13 protein-coding genes are annotated in these 18,668 nt (G+C 69.7%); 2 read left to right on the forward strand and 11 right to left on the reverse strand.

The genetic code is table 11. The features are described 5' to 3' along the window. Window positions 1-42: 42 nt before the first annotated feature. The 4 genes from ACFW9O_RS23580 to ACFW9O_RS23595 form a co-directional block, all read right to left on the reverse strand. Window positions 43-1,815 carry a DUF4153 domain-containing protein gene (locus ACFW9O_RS23580; RefSeq protein WP_384611898.1) on the reverse strand — a complete coding sequence of 591 codons (1,773 nt, stop codon included), beginning with the start codon at window positions 1,813-1,815 and terminating at the stop codon, window positions 43-45. A gap of 193 nt (window positions 1,816-2,008) precedes the next feature. Continuing rightward, window positions 2,009-2,917, reverse strand: coding sequence for an ADP-ribosylglycohydrolase family protein (locus tag ACFW9O_RS23585; RefSeq protein ID WP_384611900.1), 909 nt, complete (start codon window positions 2,915-2,917; stop codon window positions 2,009-2,011). A 12-nt stretch (window positions 2,918-2,929) separates the two neighbouring features. Next, a complete protein-coding gene (locus tag ACFW9O_RS23590; RefSeq protein WP_351170518.1) occupies window positions 2,930-3,589 on the reverse strand; it encodes a histidine phosphatase family protein in 660 nt (219 codons plus the stop codon). A gap of 96 nt (window positions 3,590-3,685) precedes the next feature. Next, a complete protein-coding gene (locus ACFW9O_RS23595) occupies window positions 3,686-4,291 on the reverse strand; it encodes a YdbC family protein (protein WP_384611902.1) in 606 nt (201 codons plus the stop codon). Between the two features lie 201 nt (window positions 4,292-4,492). Here ACFW9O_RS23595 and ACFW9O_RS23600 point away from each other — a divergent pair, with 201 nt between their 5' ends. After that, a complete protein-coding gene (locus tag ACFW9O_RS23600; protein WP_384611904.1) occupies window positions 4,493-5,029 on the forward strand; it encodes a TerD family protein in 537 nt (178 codons plus the stop codon). A gap of 405 nt (window positions 5,030-5,434) precedes the next feature. Here the strand turns inward: ACFW9O_RS23600 and ACFW9O_RS23605 are convergent, their stop codons facing one another. Both ACFW9O_RS23605 and nrdR read right to left on the reverse strand, forming a co-directional pair. Then, window positions 5,435-8,344 (reverse strand): vitamin B12-dependent ribonucleotide reductase, encoded by a 2,910-nt coding sequence (locus tag ACFW9O_RS23605; protein WP_384611906.1) that lies wholly within the window; start codon window positions 8,342-8,344, stop codon window positions 5,435-5,437. 156 nt (window positions 8,345-8,500) lie between these two features. After that, on the reverse strand, window positions 8,501-9,016 hold the full coding sequence (gene nrdR, locus ACFW9O_RS23610) for a transcriptional regulator NrdR (RefSeq protein ID WP_351167840.1): 516 nt from the start codon (window positions 9,014-9,016) through the stop codon (window positions 8,501-8,503). Window positions 9,017-9,560: 544 nt separating this feature from the next. On the opposite strand from nrdR, the gene lexA reads away from it, so the two are divergent. Further along, a complete protein-coding gene (gene lexA, locus ACFW9O_RS23615; protein WP_384611908.1) occupies window positions 9,561-10,358 on the forward strand; it encodes a transcriptional repressor LexA in 798 nt (265 codons plus the stop codon). 69 nt (window positions 10,359-10,427) lie between these two features. On the opposite strand, the gene ACFW9O_RS23620 is transcribed toward lexA, so the two are convergent. Genes ACFW9O_RS23620 through ACFW9O_RS23640 form a run of 5 tightly spaced genes read right to left on the reverse strand, consistent with a single transcriptional unit; the run spans window position 10,428 to window position 18,493 of the window. Further along, on the reverse strand, window positions 10,428-12,395 hold the full coding sequence (locus ACFW9O_RS23620; RefSeq protein WP_384611910.1) for an ATP-dependent DNA helicase: 1,968 nt from the start codon (window positions 12,393-12,395) through the stop codon (window positions 10,428-10,430). Window positions 12,396-12,445: 50 nt separating this feature from the next. Continuing rightward, entirely contained in the window at window positions 12,446-14,302 is a 1,857-nt protein-coding gene (locus tag ACFW9O_RS23625) for an IucA/IucC family protein (protein ID WP_384611912.1), read from the reverse strand. A gap of 60 nt (window positions 14,303-14,362) precedes the next feature. Further along, window positions 14,363-15,091: a GNAT family N-acetyltransferase gene (locus tag ACFW9O_RS23630; RefSeq protein WP_351167833.1), complete on the reverse strand. Its 729-nt coding sequence runs from the start codon at window positions 15,089-15,091 to the stop codon at window positions 14,363-14,365. A 40-nt stretch (window positions 15,092-15,131) separates the two neighbouring features. Then, window positions 15,132-17,072: an IucA/IucC family protein gene (locus ACFW9O_RS23635; protein WP_384611913.1), complete on the reverse strand. Its 1,941-nt coding sequence runs from the start codon at window positions 17,070-17,072 to the stop codon at window positions 15,132-15,134. A 29-nt stretch (window positions 17,073-17,101) separates the two neighbouring features. Next, entirely contained in the window at window positions 17,102-18,493 is a 1,392-nt protein-coding gene (locus ACFW9O_RS23640; RefSeq protein ID WP_384611915.1) for a diaminobutyrate--2-oxoglutarate transaminase family protein, read from the reverse strand. Window positions 18,494-18,668 lie beyond the last annotated feature (175 nt).

Raw genomic sequence — 18,668 nt, forward strand, 5'->3', positions numbered from 1 at the left:
GCGGGCCGCTCCTGGGAGACGGCCCGCACAGTGCGAGCATCATCAGTACGGGTCGTACGAGTCCTCTTCCTCGTAGTCCCGCTCGCTGGTGTCGCTGCCCAGCCCGGCACACTCGAGGCTCCGGTTGTAGACCTCGCGCTCCTCAAGAATGTCGCGGGCCCTCGCCTCGCCCCAGCTCGACGCGTACCAAGGGGTGTCCGAGGTGACGAGGTCGCGCTGGATCCTCTCCAGTGCGCAGGACCGCAGCGGCTCGGGCAGTTCGTCCAGCGCCGGTACGGCGTCGGCCGAGAGGCCCCCGAGGTAGTCGATGTCGATGGTTCCGCCCTTGTCGTGGCGCTGGACGTTCTGCTCCGCGATCAGCCCGTCGGGCGAGAGCAGCCCGAAGGCGAGGACACCGACAGCGGCACTCACGGCAACCGCGCGCGGCAGCAGCCTGGCGCCGAACACGCCCGCCGCGATGATGAGGACGAGCACCGCGCCGAGCCAGAGTTCCACCGCGGCGACGGAGATCCGCAGCCGCGTCAGGCCGAAGGCGTCCACGTAGAGGTCCATACGACGCAGTGCCGACGCCACGACGACGAGGGTGAGCACGCACAGGACACCGAGGACGCCCTTGACCAGGGTCCGGTCACGCGATCCGCCCCGCGGGGCCCAGCGCAGCGCGAGCGCGATGACGACCAGGGTGAGGACCGTGGCCCAGAGCAGCTGCCAGAACCCCTGGCGTGCGTACTGGGCCGGGTACAGCCCGGTCTCCTCGTAGACCTTGTCGTACCCACCGAGAAGGACTGCGAGCTGGAGCGCGATGAAGGCGGCGAAGAGGAGGTCGAGCACGATCAGCGGAAGCGCCCACTCGACCCTGCTGCGGGCCGGTCCCGGGCGGACGGTGATGCCGTCCCAGCGAACCGGGGCGGCCGCGGTGTACGCGGCGGCGAGGGCGCCGACGAGCCCGAGCACGAACAGGAAGACCCGCCACGGCGCCTCGCCGATCGACACGTCGGGCAGCAGGTTGCCCAGAAGGTCCGCGAACGCGGCATCTGCGCTGGCGAAGAGCGCCCCGAACACGACGAGCAGGACGATGGCCACCGCAACGCTGCGTACCGCCGTGCGCACGCGGCCCTTGGAATCGTCGGCGCGGTCGCGCACGCCCCGCAGTCCCCAGCGCAGACCCGCCGGGACCGAGTTGAACAGCCCCAGCGATGCGAGCAGGACTCCCAGCCAGCTTCGGCTGCCGTGCAGCGCGAGCGAGCCCAGGGCAAGTGCCGAGACCACGGCGAGGAAGGTCGGCCACCCGGCGTCCCGGAGCGCCGGGACCACCAGGAGTGCCAGGCCTCCGACCGCCCACGTGACGGTCCACGGGCGAATCCTGCGGCCTGCCGCACGCGCGGCGAAGAATGCCGCCAGGGTCGCGGGCACGGCGACCAGTAGAAGATTCACCCCGATACCGTCGCCGAGCAGCAGCGCGCTGAGCAGGGCCGTGGCGAGGACCGACCAGAACGTCGCGGTCCCGATCGCGGGCGGCGAAGAGGGCCGGAGTCCGGACAGCACACCGGGGGACGGCTTCTGCGCGCGGCGCTGCCAGGGATCGGCGGGCGGCGGCTGGAGATAGGCCGGCCGTACCGGCGGTTCCTGGCCGGAAGCCTGGCCCGGGACCGCCGGCGGTGTCTGCGCGCGCTCCCGGGGAGCCGCCTGCGCTCTGCCGGTGCCCTCGGGAGACTCCGCGTCGGCCGGCCCGGGCACGCTGCCGGGCGTCTGGGCGCCCTCGGGCGGCGGTGACGCCTCGGCTCGGCCGGCTGCCTCGGACGGTTGATCGGACATGGGACCCCTCCCCCACCGGGGTCCTTCCGCACGGCCCCATGGCGGCGCGCCGGCCCCGGCGTCTCATCGGCGCACGCCCTTCAAGATCAATGAGAGCGGCGTGGCCGAAAGATTAGCCCCGTCCCGGCGTCTCCAGGCGTCCGGGGGGCTGCTGTGGCAGGACCGTGACAAGTGGAAGCGGCCGGTCGGAACGTCAGGCGTGTGCCCGGGTCAGCCAGTGCGGCGGCTCTTCCGTGAGGGCCAGCCAGTCGGCCGGAGGACTGCCGGCCTCGCCCGCGGCCACGATGCCGCCGACGATCGCGCAGGTGGTGTCCACGTCGCCGCCTGCTTGAGCAGTCACCCAGAAAGCCTGTTCGAAGTCACCGAGACTGCGGGCCGCCGACCAGACAGCGAACGGAACCGTGTCGTGCGCACTCGTACGGCGGCCGTTGCCGAGGACGGCCGCGACCGTCCCGGCGTCCCGGTAGTCGAGCATGTCGCGTGCACGGCGCAGCCCGGCACCGACCGCACTGCGCGGCACGAGTGCGACGACGCCGTCGAGCAGGCCCTCCGGCGTCGGCGGCCCGTCCGGCGACGCGACCAGCGAGGCAGCTGCCGCGACGGCCATGGCACCGACGACGGCTTCGCGGTGCTGGTGCGTGGTGTACGAGGAGATCTCGGCCTGGTGGGTCGCCTGCTCGGGGTCGTCGGCGTACCAGGCGCCGAGCGGTGCGATCCGCATGGCCGACCCGTTGCCCCAGGACCCCTGGCCCTGGAAGAGAGCCGCAGCCAGCTCGCGCCAGTCACCGCCCTCCCGGACGAGTCTGAGCAGACGGTTCACCGCCGGCCCGTAGCCCCGGTCGAAATCGTGGTGCTCGGCGAAGGAGTGGGCGAGCGCGTCCTGGTCGATGCGCTGGTGCGCGGCCAGGACGGCGAGCACCGAGGACGCCATCTCGGTGTCGTCGGTCCACTGCCAGGGACCCGGCGGCAGGGCTCGCCTCTTGAGGAGCGGATAGTTGGCCGGTACGAAGAACTGGGAGCCGAGGGCATCTCCCACGGACAGTCCACGCAGGCTGGCCAGAGCGCGTTCGAAGCGCCGGTCGAAAGCGGAGTCAACGGTCATCGCTCCACCACTCTATCCGGTACGGCCGTACGGCTCGGGTGTGCGCCACCGTTCGAAGGGCCGGTCGAGCGTGTACCGGCCGTTCTCGCCGAGCAGCAGCGTGCGGGTCTCGCCGTTGCCGGGATTGGACAGCGATTCGAACTCGGCGACCGACCAGTGGAACCAGCGCATGCAGAAGAGCCTCATGGTCAGTCCGTGGGTGACCAGCAAAACGTTCTTCGGGTGGTCGGGGGCCTCGAAGCTGCGGTGCAGACTCTCCAGGAACGCTCCGACCCGGTCGTAGACGTCGGCCCCGGACTCGCCCTGCGCGAAGCGGTAGAAGAAGTGCCCGTACGCGTCGCGGTAGGCCTTCTGCAGCCTGACGTCGTCCCGGTCCTGCCAATTGCCCCAGTCCTGCTCGCGCAGCCGTGGTTCCTCCCTGATGCGGACCTGCCGCCCATCGAGGCCGAACAGCCGGAACGTCTCGTGGGTGCGCCGGTAGGGCGAGACGTAGACACTGACCTTCTCGTCCCCGAACAGCTCGCGCAGTTCGGTCCCGGTCTCCCGCGCCTGGCGCAGACCGGTCGCCGTGAGTCTCAGCGCGTGGTCGGGCTCACGTTCGTACACCGTGTCGTCGGCATTGCCCTCGGACTCGCCGTGCCGGACGAGAACTATGCGTTGCGGTCGCGCCATGTAACGACCCTAAGTGCCGTCCGGCATGACTGAGCAGTCGTACCGGCTCCATCCGGCGTATGTGACCGAGGGAACGCCGGTCGCGGGGTGGCGCGGTCACACCGTCCAGGACGCCTCGAGCTGGACCACGTCGCCGGTGAGCGCCTCGACGTCCGTCTCCGTCTGTGCCAGTGCGGACAGCCGCGCGAGGCTCTCCGGCCGGTACTTGCCGCGTTCGGCACTCGACTGCCACATGGACAGCACCAGGAACTCGCGCCCCGGCGCTTCTCCGAAGACCCCACGGAGCATGCCGGGGGAACCTGCCATGGCCGGGTTCCACACCCGCTTCTGCGTGAGGGCGAAGTGCTCGACGCGATCCTCGTACACCCGGCTGTGCGCCACTCTCAGCACGTCCGCATCGGTGAAGAGCGGCTCGAAGCCGGTCTTCACGTCGAACCGGCACTCGAAGAGCTTGACCTGCATGTCCTTGTACATCCCGGACTGGGAAGCGGCCAGCCGGTCGTGTTCCCGGGCCATGAACGAGTCGTAGAAGACCCGGTTCTCCCAGAATGCGAACACATGGGCGACATCGGGCTTCCCCCGGCTCCACCCACCGCTCTGCCCCCTGAACCCCGGCTCACCGAGCAGCCCCGCCCACTTTCGCTGTCCCCGTTCGAAACCACGACGGTCCACCACGGTGCAGCGAATCCACTTGACCAGCACCGGGCCATCGTACGGCGCCGGAGGTGGCGCGGGTCACGCTACGGACGGTCGTCCTGCCGGCCGGCAGCGGCACCGGACATCATCGGCCAGGCGTTGGCCCGAAACCGCCGTACCGACCCAACGCGGTTGGATCCACGGACAGTTACGGACATCATCGGGGTGGAAGAGGTCCGCCGGCCCAGCAGCAAGGAGGGAAGTCCGATGAGCACTCCCAACAAGGACATCGAGAAGGTCGAAGTGAGGGTCAAATGGGACCCGAGCGAGACCGGCGAGCCCGCCAACGACCTCGACATCATCGCCGCCACGTACGAGTCGGGAGCGCCGTACGGCAGCCCGGCGTACCTCGTGCACTTCGACAGCCGCTCACCGGACGGCACCATCACCCTGAACCGGGACAGCCGGACAGGCCAGGGTTTCGGCTTCGACGAGGTCATGACCCTCGAGCTGGACCGGCTCTCGGACGTGTACACCAGGGTCGTCGTGGGGGTGGCCATCCAGCAGCGCGACGGGCGGAAGACCTTCGGCGAGATAGAGCACACGGCCGTGCAGATCCGCGAGGGCTACACCAATCTGGATGAGGACGATTTCTCGGGAGTCTCCGCGGCCACGGCCGCGGTCGTCGCGGAATTCACCCGGAACGCTTCGGGTTCCTGGGGGTTCCACGCGGCCGTTCGCGGATACGACGGCGACCCTGATTCGTTCGCCGCGGTGATGGGAAACCGCCTCCCCGAGAGCTGAGAACGACGAGCGCCGCCCTTGCCGGGAAGGCCGTCTGCGGCTGATGGCCCGCTTCCGCCTCGCCGCCGATCCGCCGGTCTCCCGCCAGGGAAAGCCGTCCCCCTCCCCTACGAGCGCTCCCGCCCCGCAGGCCGGCGGAGCCGACGCGCGAGACCTGACACGCACGAGTGTCGGGGGCGGGCCCCCCGCCGGGGGGGGGGGGGGCCCACCCCCGGCCACACCCCCCAACAGGGGGGGGGGGGCGCCGGGCCCGCGCCCCCCCCCCCCCCCGGGGGGGGGGCCCCCCCCGCCGGGGTGGGGGGGGCCCCCGGCGACAGCCGGGCATCACGCGCATCAGGGCGGTGGAGCCGCGAGACCGGCTCCACCGCCCTGACCAACTACGTCACGCCCTCGCGGCGCTCGGTGTCAGCTGCAACCGCTGGTCGAGCCGCAGCCCTCGCAGATGTAGCAGGATCCGGCGCGCTGCATCTTCGTCCCGCAGGAGAAGCACAGCGGAGCGTCCGCGCTGATGCCGAGCTGCATCTCGACCAGCTCGGCCGAGGTGTGTGCCGTCCTGGGAGCCGGCGTCTCGGCAACGCTCTCCTTGGGCGACGCCACCGCCTTCAGCGGCTCCACCTGTACGGGGGCGGACTGGGCCAGGCTCTCGACATCCAGCTGGTCGTCCCCGAAGGAAGGCTCGTACGAACCCGTGTCGAGGTGACGCTGGCGCTCCTCGGCCGAGTGGATGCCGAGTGCCGAACGCGTCTCGAAGGGCAGGAAGTCGAGCGCCAGGCGACGGAAGATGTAGTCGACGATCGACTGCGCCATCCGCACGTCCGGGTCGTCCGTCATACCGGCCGGCTCGAAGCGCATGTTGGTGAACTTGGAGACGTAGGTCTCCAGCGGCACGCCGTACTGCAGACCGACCGAGACCGCGATCGAGAAGGCGTCCATCATGCCCGCGAGGGTCGAACCCTGCTTGGACATCTTCAGGAAGACCTCACCGAGACCGTCGTCCGGGTAGGAGTTGGCGGTCATGTAACCCTCGGCGCCGCCCACCGTGAAGGAGGTGGTGATGCCGGGACGGCCCTTGGGCAGACGCTTGCGGACCGGGCGGTACTCGACGACCTTCTCGACCGCGGTACGGATGGTGTCCTCGGCCTTGGCGGTGACCGCGGCCTTCTCCTTCTCCTTGGTCTTCGCGGAGAGGGGCTGGCCGACCTTGCAGTTGTCGCGGTAGATCGCGAGCGCCTTGACGCCCATCTTCCACGCCTCGAAGTAGACCTCTTCGACGTCCTCGACGGTGGCCGTCTCCGGCAGGTTCACCGTCTTGGACAGTGCGCCGGAGATCCACGGCTGGATCGCCGCCATCATCCGTACGTGGCCCATGGCCGAGATGGAACGCTCGCCCATCGCGCAGTCGAAGATGCTGTAGTGCTCGGGCTTCAGACCCGGGGCGTCGACGACGTTGCCGTTCTCGGCGATGTGGGCGACGACCGCCTCGATCTGCTCCGGCTGGTAGCCGAGTCGGCGCAGGGCCTGCGGCACCGTGCCGTTGACGATCTGCATCGAGCCGCCGCCGACGAGCTTCTTGAACTTGACCAGGGCGAGGTCGGGCTCCAGGCCGGTGGTGTCGCAGGACATCGCGAGACCGATGGTGCCGGTGGGGGCGATGACCGAGGCCTGCGCGTTGCGGAAGCCGTTCTTGGCACCGATGCGGATCACGTCCTGCCAGGCCTCCGTCGCGGCGGCCCAGATCGGCGAGTCCAGATCGTCCACGTGGACGGCCTTGCCGTTGGCGTCGGAGTGCTGCTTCATGACGCGCTGGTGCGGCTCGGCGTTGCGGGCGTAGCCGTCGTACGGGCCGACGACCGCGGCCAGCTCGGCGGAGCGCCGGTAGGAGGTGCCCGTCATCAGCGAGGTGATCGCGCCGGCGAGCGCACGGCCGCCGTCGCTGTCGTACGCGTGACCGGTCGCCATCAGGAGGGCGCCGAGGTTGGCGTAGCCGATGCCCAGCTGACGGTAGGCGCGGGTGTTCTCGCCGATCTTCTGGGTCGGGAAGTCCGCGAAGCAGATCGAGATGTCCATCGCGGTGATGACCAGCTCGACGACCTTGGCGAAGCGCTCGACCTCGAAGGACTGGTTGCCCTCGCCGTCGTCCTTGAGGAACTTCATCAGGTTCAGCGAGGCCAGGTTGCACGAGGTGTTGTCCAGGTGCATGTACTCGCTGCAGGGGTTCGAGCCGTTGATCCGGCCGGACTCCGGGCAGGTGTGCCACTGGTTGATGGTGTCGTCGTACTGGATGCCCGGGTCGGCGCAGGCCCAGGCCGCCTCGGCCATCTTGCGGAAGAGGGACTTGGCCTCGACCTCTTCGATGACGTCACCGGTCATACGGGCGCGGAGGCCGAACTTCCCGCCGGACTCGACGGCCTTCATGAACTCGTCGTTCACGCGGACCGAGTTGTTGGCGTTCTGGTACTGGACGGACGTGATGTCGTCGCCGCCCAGGTCCATGTCGAAGCCCGCGTCTCGCAGGGCGCGAATCTTCTCCTCCTCCTTGACCTTGGTCTCGATGAAGTTCTCGATGTCGGGGTGGTCGACGTCGAGAATGACCATCTTGGCCGCGCGGCGGGTCGCACCACCGGACTTGATCGTTCCGGCGGACGCGTCGGCGCCCCGCATGAACGAGACCGGGCCGGAAGCGTTGCCGCCGGAGGAGAGGAGCTCCTTGGAGGAACGGATGCGGGAGAGGTTCAGGCCGGCTCCCGAGCCGCCCTTGAAGATCATTCCCTCTTCCTTGTACCAGTCGAGGATCGACTCCATGGAGTCGTCGACGGCCAGGATGAAGCAGGCCGAGACCTGCTGCGGCTGAGGGGTGCCGACGTTGAACCAGACCGGCGAGTTGAAGCTGAAGATCTGGTGCAGGAGGGCGTACGCCAGCTCGTGCTCGAAGATCTCCGCGTCGGCGGGCGAGGCGAAGTAGCTGTAGTCCTCGCCGGCCTTCCGGTACGTCTTCACGATCCGGTCGATCAGCTGTCGCAGACCGGTCTCGCGCTGCGGCGTGCCGACGGCCCCCCGGAAGTACTTGCTGGTGACGATGTTGACCGCGTTCACCGACCAGAAGTCGGGGAACTCGACGCCACGCTGCTCGAAGTTGATCGAGCCGTCGCGCCAGTTGGTCATGACGACGTCACGGCGCTCCCACGCGACCTCGTCGTACGGATGCACTCCGGGAGAGGTGTGGATGCGCTCGATGCGCAGACCCTGCTTGGTCGCAGTCGACTTGGCTCCCTTGGTGCGGGAACCTCGTGCCGGGCCGCTCGCCGTCTCTGTCATGCCGCCTCCCATATGTGGGCAAAAACGCCCTGAAGTGCCCAGTTCTTCCCAGGGCACAGTCTGTGTCTGAATACTCCGGACGCCGCGTGGGGCGTCGGGAGCAGGTCTGGTGCCGCCCGCCGTCGACCTCGTCGTTCCTGTCGGTCGAGGCCGTGATCAATCTGCGGCGATAGCGGCGGGTGCGGGGACCTCGAGGATCTCGCCGCTCCCGCATTTCCCCCCGGGAGGCCGTTGTTCGCGGAGCTCCGCGATTGCGGCCTCGAAGTCTTCGAGCGAATTGAACGCCCGGTACACGGACGCGAAGCGCAGGTACGCGACGAGGTCGAGTTCCTGCAGGGGGCCGAGTATGGCCAGGCCCACGTCGTGCGTGGTCAGCTCGGCGCTGCCGGTCGCCCGCACCGCCTCCTCGACCCGCTGGCCGAGCTTGGCGAGGGCGTCCTCGGTGACGGGCCGCCCCTGGCATGCCTTACGGACGCCCGAGATGACCTTGGTACGACTGAAGGGCTCGGTCACGCCGCTGCGCTTCACCACCATCAGCGAGCAGGTCTCCACCGTCGTGAAACGGCGGGAGCAGTCGGGGCACTGACGACGCCGTCGGATCGACGTCCCGTCGTCCGTGGTGCGACTGTCGACGACCCGGCTGTCGGGGTGCCTGCAGAAGGGGCAGTGCATGGCTCCCAACCCTCCTTCACAGCACGACTGAATGGCCTGTTCAGGTCCGTCACGGACCTTCGAGGCAGCCACAAGCATAGGCGATGGACTCGGCCCCGAAAGACAGGGACCACAAGTTCTGGGTGGCTGAGTCAATCCAACCACTAGATCTAGGGTTTGGCTCCACTTTCGCCCCGGCGCGTGTCGCATCTGACGGGCACCCCGGGCGCAGCCTACGACCCGGCACGAGGGTACGGGAAACGCACCACTGCCCGGATCCGGGGCCGCCGGGTGGCAGACTGGCGCGGGACTCCTGGACGCGCTTCGAAGCACCCCCTCACGGAACCCGGAGGGCGCCCCCGTACGGGACCCCCGAGGACCGTCGGCGGACCCACGGGCGCTAGCGTGACCGACCGGATTCCCCTCGCCCGGAAGTCCGCTCATACACCTCACAACAAGGCCGCGGCAGGCCTTTATTTGTTTTTCACTCGAACGTGTGTTTGGCGCAACCTTTCGAAAGCTACTACCGTTGTCCAACTAGGGAGACCATTCGAGAGGGGCCGACGTGACCACCACCGCAGACAGTGCCACCATCACTGCCCAGGACCACCGCTCCCAGAGCCGACTTGAGCCGGTGCATGCGATGAATGACTCAGGCACAAACACGGAGGGGCCGGAGCCCACGCGCCCCGCGCGCTCGTTGCCCGGCCGACCTCCTGGAATCCGGGCGGACAGCTCGGGGCTCACGGACCGGCAGCGGCGGGTGATCGAGGTCATCCGCGACTCCGTACAGCGCCGGGGGTATCCCCCGTCGATGCGGGAGATCGGTCAGGCGGTGGGGCTGTCCAGCACGTCGTCCGTCGCTCATCAGCTGATGGCCCTGGAGCGCAAGGGCTTCCTGCGCCGCGACCCCCATCGCCCCCGGGCGTACGAGGTCCGGGGTTCGGACCAGCCCAGCACCCAGGCGACGGACACCACGGGGAAGCCCGCGGCTTCGTACGTCCCGCTGGTGGGCCGGATCGCGGCCGGCGGGCCGATCCTCGCCGAGGAGTCCGTCGAGGACGTCTTCCCGCTCCCCCGCCAGCTCGTCGGTGACGGAGAGCTCTTCGTACTGAAGGTCGTCGGTGACTCGATGATCGAGGCGGCGATCATGGACGGTGACTGGGTCACCGTCCGGCGCCAGCCCGTCGCGGAGAACGGGGACATCGTGGCGGCCATGCTGGACGGCGAGGCCACGGTCAAGCGTTTCAAGCGCGCGGACGGCCATGTCTGGCTGCTCCCGCACAACTCCGCGTACCAGCCGATTCCGGGTGACGAGGCGACCATTCTCGGCAAGGTCGTGGCGGTGCTGCGGCGGGTGTGATTCCGCCGGTTCGGACCGGGCCCCGGGATCCTCTGCGCCGATCCCGGGGCCCTGCCGTGTCCGCTTCCGCTACGGAGTCGACTTGGCCGCCGCGTCGATGGCCGCGAGTGAGCGTCGCGCCTGGTTCCGGTCCGTGGTGTACCAGAAGTCGGGCATCGAAGCGCGGAGGTAGCTGCCGTACCGGGCGTTGGCCAGACGTGGGTCGAGTACGGCAACGACGCCCTTGTCACCCGTCGCGCGGACGAGCCGGCCCGCACCCTGCGCCATCAGCAGGGCGGCGTGCGTGGCCGCAACGGCCATGAAGCCGTTGCCGCCGGCCTCCTCGACCGCCTTCTGTCGCGCGCTCATCAGCGGGTCGTCGGGCCGGGGAAACGGGATCCGGTCCATGACGACGAGCTGACAGCTCGAACCGGGCACGTCGACGCCCTGCCACAGCGACAGCGTTCCGAAGAGGCAGGTATCCGGGTCCGCGGCGAAATTCTTGATCAGCTCGCCGAGTGTCTCCTCGCCCTGCAGGAGGATCGGCCGGTCCTGCCGGCCGCGCAGCTCCTCGGCGGCGGCCTGAGCCGCCCGCATCGAGGAGAACAGCCCCAGGGTGCGGCCTCCCGCCGCCTCCACCAGATCAGCGAGCTCATCCAGCATGTCCGTGCGTGAGCCTTCACGCCCCGGGGTCCCCAGGTGCCGGGCGACATACAGAATGCCCTGCTTCGGGTAGTCGAACGGCGATCCGACGTCCAGCCCCTTCCACTGCGGGACGTCCTCGCCCGCGGTGCCCTCGGGCGCGAGGCCCAGCGATGCCCCCACCCCGTTGAAATCCCCGCCGAGCTTGAGCGTCGCGGACGTCAGGACCACGGACCGGTCGGTGAAGAGTCTCTCGCGCAGCAGTCCCGACACCGAGAGCGGGGCGACGCGCACGGACGCCCCGAAGCGGTCATGGCGCTCGTACCACACCACGTCGTACTCGGAACCCTGCGTGATGCGCTCCGCGACGCTGTGGACCGACTCGACCGACGCCATGGCCTGCTTGCGTACGGCGTCCTCGTCCTGGACGGACTTGTCCCGGGTGGACCCCAGGGCCGAGATCACGGTGCGCGCGGCGTCACGCAGCGCCATCAGGGCGTAGCCGAGGTCCTCCGGAACCTCCTCCAGACGTCCCGGCAGGGCGAGCTCCATCACCCGCTCGAAACCCTCCGAGGCGGTCTGCAGCGCGTCGGCGGCCTTCTCGTTGACCAGCTTGGCCGCACGGCGCACCGCACGGTTCACCTGGCCGGGAGTGAGCTCGCCGGTGGCCACTCCGGTGACCCGCGAGACCAGCTCGTGGGCCTCGTCGACGATCAGTACCTCGTGCTTCGGGAGCACCGGCGCGCCCTCGATCGCGTCGATGGCGAGCAGGGCGTGGTTCGTGACGACGACATCGGCGAGCTTGGCGCGCTCCCGCGCCATCTCCGCGAAGCACTCCGCGCCGTACGCGCACTTCGTCGCACCGAGGCATTCCCGCGAGGACACCGAGATCTGTGCCCAGGCCCGGTCCGAGACGCCCGGCGTGAGGTCGTCCCGGTCGCCGGTCTCCGTCTCGTCCGACCAGTCACGCATGCGCAGCAGGTCCTGGCCCAGCTTGCTCGACGGGGCAGCGGCCTCGAACTGGTCGAAGAGCCCCTCCTCCTCTTCCTGCGGCACCCCCTCGTGCAGACGGTGCAGACACAGATAGTTCGACCGGCCCTTGAGCATCGCGAACTGCGGGCGGCGGCGGAGCAGCGGCTGCAGCGCGTCGACCGTCCGCGGAAGGTCCCGCTCCACCAGCTGGCGCTGGAGGGCGAGGGTCGCCGTGGCCACCACGACCCGCTCCCCGTGGGCCAGCGCGGGCACCAGGTACCCGAGGGACTTGCCCGTGCCCGTACCGGCCTGGACGAGGAGGTGGGCATTGTCGTCGACCGCATCGGCAACGGCCGCGGCCATGGTGGCCTGGCCGGGCCGCTCCGTACCGCCGACAGCGGTGACGGCGGCGTGCAGGAGCTCGGGGAGAGATGGCTTCGTCATAGCCCGACCACCCTACGGCTCACCACTGACACCGGCGTTCACTCCCGGCCTCACACGTAGAGGTGGAGAGGGTTGGGAACCGAACCGTGCACGGCCGCGTGCGGGCGCTCCGGCCTGTCGCGGTAGCCGTCCAGATGCAGACGGTTGCGGTTGAGGCAGAGCCGCTCGATCCTCGGCGCCAGCATGTCGAACATCTCGAACCGCTCCTTCAGCTCGGGAAACCGGGCGTGGTGGCGGAGGATCTCGGCCCGGACGAGTGACCAGAATTCACTCTCCGGTACATCCAGCTGTTCCTCGCAGAGCGGGGACAGATAGCGGAAGACGCCGACGAAGAGCCCCGAGTGGATGAACTGGGTGAGGAAGGACGCGTCCTCGGTCAGCAGGATGCTGCGGACCTCCTGGGGCATCGGCTCCTGCTCGGGGAGCGGCTGGGCGCTGACGTTCACGTCGTCGACGAAGTCCTTGATCGCGAGGCGTACGGGCACGTCGTTCTCGTCGAAGACGACGATGGCGTTCTCGCCGTGCGGGGAGAACACCGTGCCGTAGCGGTACAGGAAGTGCAGCAGCGGAGGCAGCAGCGCGGCGAACAGCCTTGTCAGCCAGGCGGCCGGGGTCAGCCCCGAGCGGGCGACCAACTCGGCGGTGAAGGCACGGCCTGCCGCGTCCGTGTGCAGCAAAGAGGCGAGCGTGCGCGCACGCTCGCCCGGTGCCAGCCTCGGTTGCAGGGGTTCTCGCCAGATCGCGCCGAGGATCTCCTTGAACTGGTACGGCGCCTCGGGAAGGTGGTCGTAGAGGGGGTGCTCGACCGTCACCGACGCGACCTCTCCGAGCAGGATGACTCCGCAGGTGTCGCGCAGGAAGGGGTCGCTGTCGCACAGGCCCTGGACCCAGGCGGTGACCGCCGGCGCGGCGAGTGTGCGCTCGGTCGGCAGACCTCGCCAGACGAGTGTGTTGAGGATCGACAGCGGCAGCTTGACCGTGTGCCGGTCGGGCCGTCCGACGTTGGTGAAGGTACGGATGGACTGCTGAGGCAGCCGCAGGTCGTCGTCGGCGTGCAGAGGCACGATCGCACCGTCGGCGATCGCCGGCGCGAAGAGCGGCACGACCCACTCGTCCCACTGCCACGGGTGCACCGGAAGGAACAGGTAGTCCTGGGGGTCGAGACCGCGGGCGCTCAGAACGGCGTCGAAGGAGGCCCGGACGGCCGGATCCAGTTCCTGGGCGTAGAGATGCCCGGGGGTTTCCAGGGCCTTCACGCCCCGATAGCCCGCGATACGCGTGCTGACCGCGATCCACGGCAGCCTGGTGGCGGACCGGGCTTCGGGGGTGAAGCGGGCCGCGTCGGCGGCGGAGAATCCGAGGCGTCCCTTGTTGGCCACGAGCCAGGGATGGCCGGTCTGGTGTCCTTCCAGCTCGGCGTACGGGAGCTCGGCCAGCTGTGACGCGCCGAGTGCGGTATGACCGAGCCGGGCATCGGCAGCGAGCGTGGTGGTGAGCTCGCGAATGAGATGGCCGAGCGTGGCGCCGTCGAGCCCGAGCAGGTGGCGGGCGCGGGCGAGGAACTGCAGCGGGTCACGGAACGGCGTACCGCGGTCGTTCCCTGCGTGGGCCGCCGGGGAGTGGTCCTGCGGGAGCTCGCGGATCGAGTCCGGGTCGACGCGCCAGCTGCCGTAGACGCCGCGCCGCGCGCGGAAGTGCAGTGCTCCACCGTCGTCGAGCGGCAGGGCGTAGCTACCGCCGTTCCCCGGGTGCGGCGTGGGCTCGATGACTTCCTCGTAGGCGAACTCACTGATCATCTTCGCCAGCAGCCGCACTGCGGCCCGGTCCCACAGCGCCCGGTTCAGTTCTGGTGCGTCGAGCAGCGTGTGAGGCTCCGCTGAGTTGTGGCTCGCAGGGTATGTCTGCACGGGGACTCCTCGGGTGGGAACCGATGGGGTTCGAGCGGTGTATGTAAGGCAGCGAGTTGTTCACAGCTGTGCACGGTGGGCTCGGTCGCGAACCATCAGGGCGGCTCGCTTGTCAGGTAGTTCCACCTCGGCGGAGAAGCGGAAACCAGCGCTCAGGAAGGCGGAGACGGAAGGGGTGTTGCGCAGATCGGGCTCCGCGACGACGCGTGCGCACAGAGGACGGTTGTCGAGTACGAGGTCGGATACGGCACGGAGCAGTGTGGTGCCGATGCCCCGGCCCCGGTTGTCCACACCACCGATGAGGAGGTGGATGCCTGTGTCGTGGGGCCGGGCAGGGTAGTGGCGGGCCAGCGGGTCCAGGTCGGCGCGGTAGATCTCCCAGTAGCTCATGGGCCTGCCGTCCAGCACTCCGAGGCAGGGGACGCTGCGGCCGTCTCCGTCGAGCTGGCGACGAATGTGACCGGCAGTGGTCGATTCCGGTCCCGCGAGTTCCCAGAAGGCGGCGACCGCGGGGTCGTTCATCCAGCGGCTGATCATCGCGAGATCGCGAGCCGGATGGACGGGAACCAGCTGGAACACGCCGGCGGCGGTGGTGACCGGGTGCCATGCGGCAGGGCTGCCGAGCAGATCGGAGGCGTCGGGGGGCCGGACGGCTGCTACCGGTTGTTCGTCGCCGAGCAGGGCGAGAAGTTCTTCGGTCAGCCGCAGGTCCAGGGTGTCCTCGACACTTGTGACGCCCGGTGGGGCGGCACCTGTTCCGGCATCGGCGTGCGCATCGGCGGGAGGCACCGTGACGCTCTCCTCTCGTGGTTTCAGACGGTCCTGCCTGTCAGGCGCGGAGGGGGTTGGCGATGGTGACGTAGACGGACTGGGTATCGACGGGGCCGACGAGTTCGTCGAGACCGTGCAGTCGGGTCAGCAGGTTTGCCTTGCAGCGGAGCTGGGAGGTCCCGAGCAGATACGCGGGCAGTGGCGAACCCAGTGGCACAGCGGCCTCCAGGAAGCGGCGGAAGGCGGCGAGGAGCAGTTGTTCCTCGGCGAGCCGCTGGGACCCGAAGGCTCCGATGAGTCCGAACACGTTGTTGATGCCGAGGTAGTACGCGAGGCGCTCATCGGTCACGGCGTCGGAGACGAAGGTGTCACTGACCGCGCCGATACCGGGGAGCCGGTGCTCGAGTGCGGCGCGGTGGGACTCACGGAAGTAGTAGCCCTGGTTGTCGCGGTACCTGCCGCCGACCGGCCAGCCGTCCGGGTCGAGGAGGACGAGAGTGTTCTGCTGGTGGGCTTCCAGGGCGACACCGGCGGTGGCATCGAACCAGAGAACGGGGAGGACGACACGGTCGAGATAGCGGAGGAACCACTCGGCGCAGACGGCCCCGGGCGTCCTTCCGGTACGGGCGACGAGGCGGGACACGATCTCCGCGAGTCGTGAGTGCATGCCCCCACGGCCAGGCCAGGGGCGCGGTGCGGTGAGTCCGGCGATGCAGACGGCGTCGTCGGCCGGGCCGAACGGATTGTGGCGGAGCATCACATCCAGGCCCTGGACGGGGCTGCCGTCCGGGGCGTCGACTGCGAGCCAGGCAGGGTCCCTGACGATGTCGAAGCCCGGGTGGGCCTTCTGCCACTGGTCCCCCAGTCCGGTGCTGAGCAGCCGGTGGACCTCTGCGCCGCGGTGGAGTTCCTTGCGGAGGTTCTCCCGACGGGAGTTGGTGATGCGTACGCCCAGGGAGAGCTTCAGCATGATCCCGGCACCCGGCCGGTGCACGGTGCGTACGGAGGAGGTGGGGTGCCACTCCTCCCCGTACGGGCCGAGGTCGTGCAGCAGCCCCTTGTCGCACAGCGCGGCGACTTCGGGGCGGCGCTTGAGCTCCGCGGCCTGCCAGGGGTGGAGGGGGAGCGCCGTGGTCCCGCTGGGGAGGCGCAGCCCTTCGGAGTGGGGTGCCAGGAGTTCCTCCGCGGACACCGGACGCTCCCCCTGGCTCCAGGACGAGCCGGTGGCCAGCACGGACCGGTCCACAGCCATCCAGTGAAGAGGGAAGGAGCCGCGCAACTCGGGTGAGTAGAGGCGGGTTTCGGAATCCGAGAGGCCTTCACGGCTCTTCGGTGTGGGGTGCAGCGGATGACCGAGGAGGAGTGACTGTTCCGCTGTGAGGAAGAGGTCGGCCCCGGGGGGAGCTGCCGGTTCGCGACGCCGGTCCGCGATGAAGTCGGCCGTGCGCCTTACCGAGTCGGCCACTCGGGCGACCATGTCCACGCCGGCGTTCCTGCAGGTCTCGCGTCCCATGAGTGCGGCGACGGTGACGGCATCGGCGCTCGCGGCTCCGGGCGCGTTCTCCAGGGTGGGCGTGCCGAATCGGTGCCACCCGGTCGCGGACCAGTGGATGACGGGGGCGAGGAGTGCCGTACCACTGGCGGGCAGGGGGACGCGCAGGGTGCCGCCCTTCGGCTGGGGCAGGTCGTTCTCCCTGACCCAGCAGCGCAGCAGATTCTCCGTTCCCGCAGCGTCCGCGGCCTGGAGTGGGTCGGGGTGCCCGAGAGGGTCGAGCAGACCGGACGCATCGGGCCGGGCCGGGGTGTCCGGGGCGTCGAGGAGGTCTTCCGCAAGCGTGCCTGCGGGGCTTCCGGCCGGAGTGCGCCGGGTTCCGTGTGGCCCGACCTTCTGCCGCGGCACACTCGTCGATTCGAAGGTGAGAGGGCCGTCCGGCAGGTTCTGTCCTCGCTGCTGGCTGGTGAGAGGGCCGTCGGCCTCGGGCGCAGGGGTGGGGTTCACGGCGGTCTTCCTTGGTGAGGGATCCGGGTTCAGCGGGTCGGCCCGGCGGCGGCCCGGCGGTACGGCGAGCGCTCTGCGGCCCTCAACGCGTCGGCGAGGCGGTCGACCACGGCCGTTGCCTGTTCGTCGGTGAGGGTGAGCGGGGGAAGGAGACGGACCACGGCATCGTGACGCCCACCGAGTTCGACGATGAGGCCCCGGTGCAGGCATTCCTGCTGGACCGCGGCGGCGAGGGCCGGGTCCGGCGGCGGGGGCGCACCGTTCTCCGCGGTGCGGGCGAGCGGCGCGGCTTCGGGGTCGACGAGCTCGATCCCGATCATCAGCCCGCGGCCGCGGACGTCACCGATGCTGGGGTGATCCGCGCTCAGCGCCCGGAGACTGGCGAGCATGCGCGCCCCGAGTGTCGCGGCCCGGTCGGCGAGCCCGTTCTCCCGTACGTGGGCGAGGGTGGCGGCGCCTGCGGCCATGGCGAGCTGATTGCCCCGGAAGGTACCCGCGTGGGCGCCCGGCTGCCAGACGTCGAGTTCGGAGCGGTAGACGATCACGGCGAGCGGCAGTGAGCCTCCGATGGCCTTGGACAGCACCATCACGTCGGGCACGATGCCGCTGTGCTCGACCGCCCAGAAGGTCCCGGTCCTGCCGACACCGGTCTGCACCTCGTCCGCGATGAGCGGGATGGAGCGGGACGTGGTGATCTCCCGCATCCGGCGCAGCCAGCCGTCGGGAGCCGGATTCACTCCGCCCTCGCCCTGGACGGGCTCCAGGATCATTCCGGCGGGAGCGGGAACCCCTCCCTTGGGATCGTCCAGGAGGCTCTCTGTCCAGCGAGCGGCGATGTCCGCGCCCCGTTCCCCTCCCTCTCCGAAGGGGCAGCGGTAGTCCTGCGGGAAGGGCAGCCGCGTCACCCGTACGTCCGGGGCTCCGCCCGACGCCGCCAGAGCTCCGGCCGTCATCCCGTGGTACGCGCCGGTGAAGGCGAGGAGTTCGCTGCGTCCGGTCGCGGCGCGCACGAGCTTGAACGCCGCTTCCACGGCGTCCGTTCCCGCGGGGCCGCAGAACTGGATCCGCGCGTTGTCGGCGAACTGCCGGGGCAGGGTGGCGAACAGCTCGGTGGTGAAGGCGTCCTTGACCGGTGTGGCGAGGTCGAGCACGTGCAGGGGTGCTCCGGAGTCGATGACCCGTCTGATGGCCTCGAGCACCACGGGATGGTTGTGCCCGAGAGCCAGGGTGCCCGCCCCGGACAGACAGTCCAGGTAGCGCCGCCCGTCGGCACCTTCGATGGTCATGCCCCTCGCCCGCACCGGCACGATCGGCAGAGATCGCGCGTACGTACGGGCCGCCGATTCACGCAGTGCCTGACGTCGCAGAATCCCCTCGTGCGCAGCGGGCGGTGCCACCGGAGCTGGTTCGGTCACGGCCACGGCTGGTCGTCCTCCTGCTGTAACAGTTGCGTTGCTCGTCAGTACGGTTCCCCGGGAACGGACGACATCGGTGAACGCTGTCCGGGGGTCCCCCGTACGTACCAACGACGCGGGACGCCGGGGATCACGGGTAAATCGGAAGATCCTTGCGGAGGTGGAACCGTGGCCCTGCCGC

The sequence above is a fragment of the Streptomyces sp. NPDC059499 genome, assembly GCF_042749285.1.
Lineage (GTDB): Bacteria > Actinomycetota > Actinomycetes > Streptomycetales > Streptomycetaceae > Streptomyces.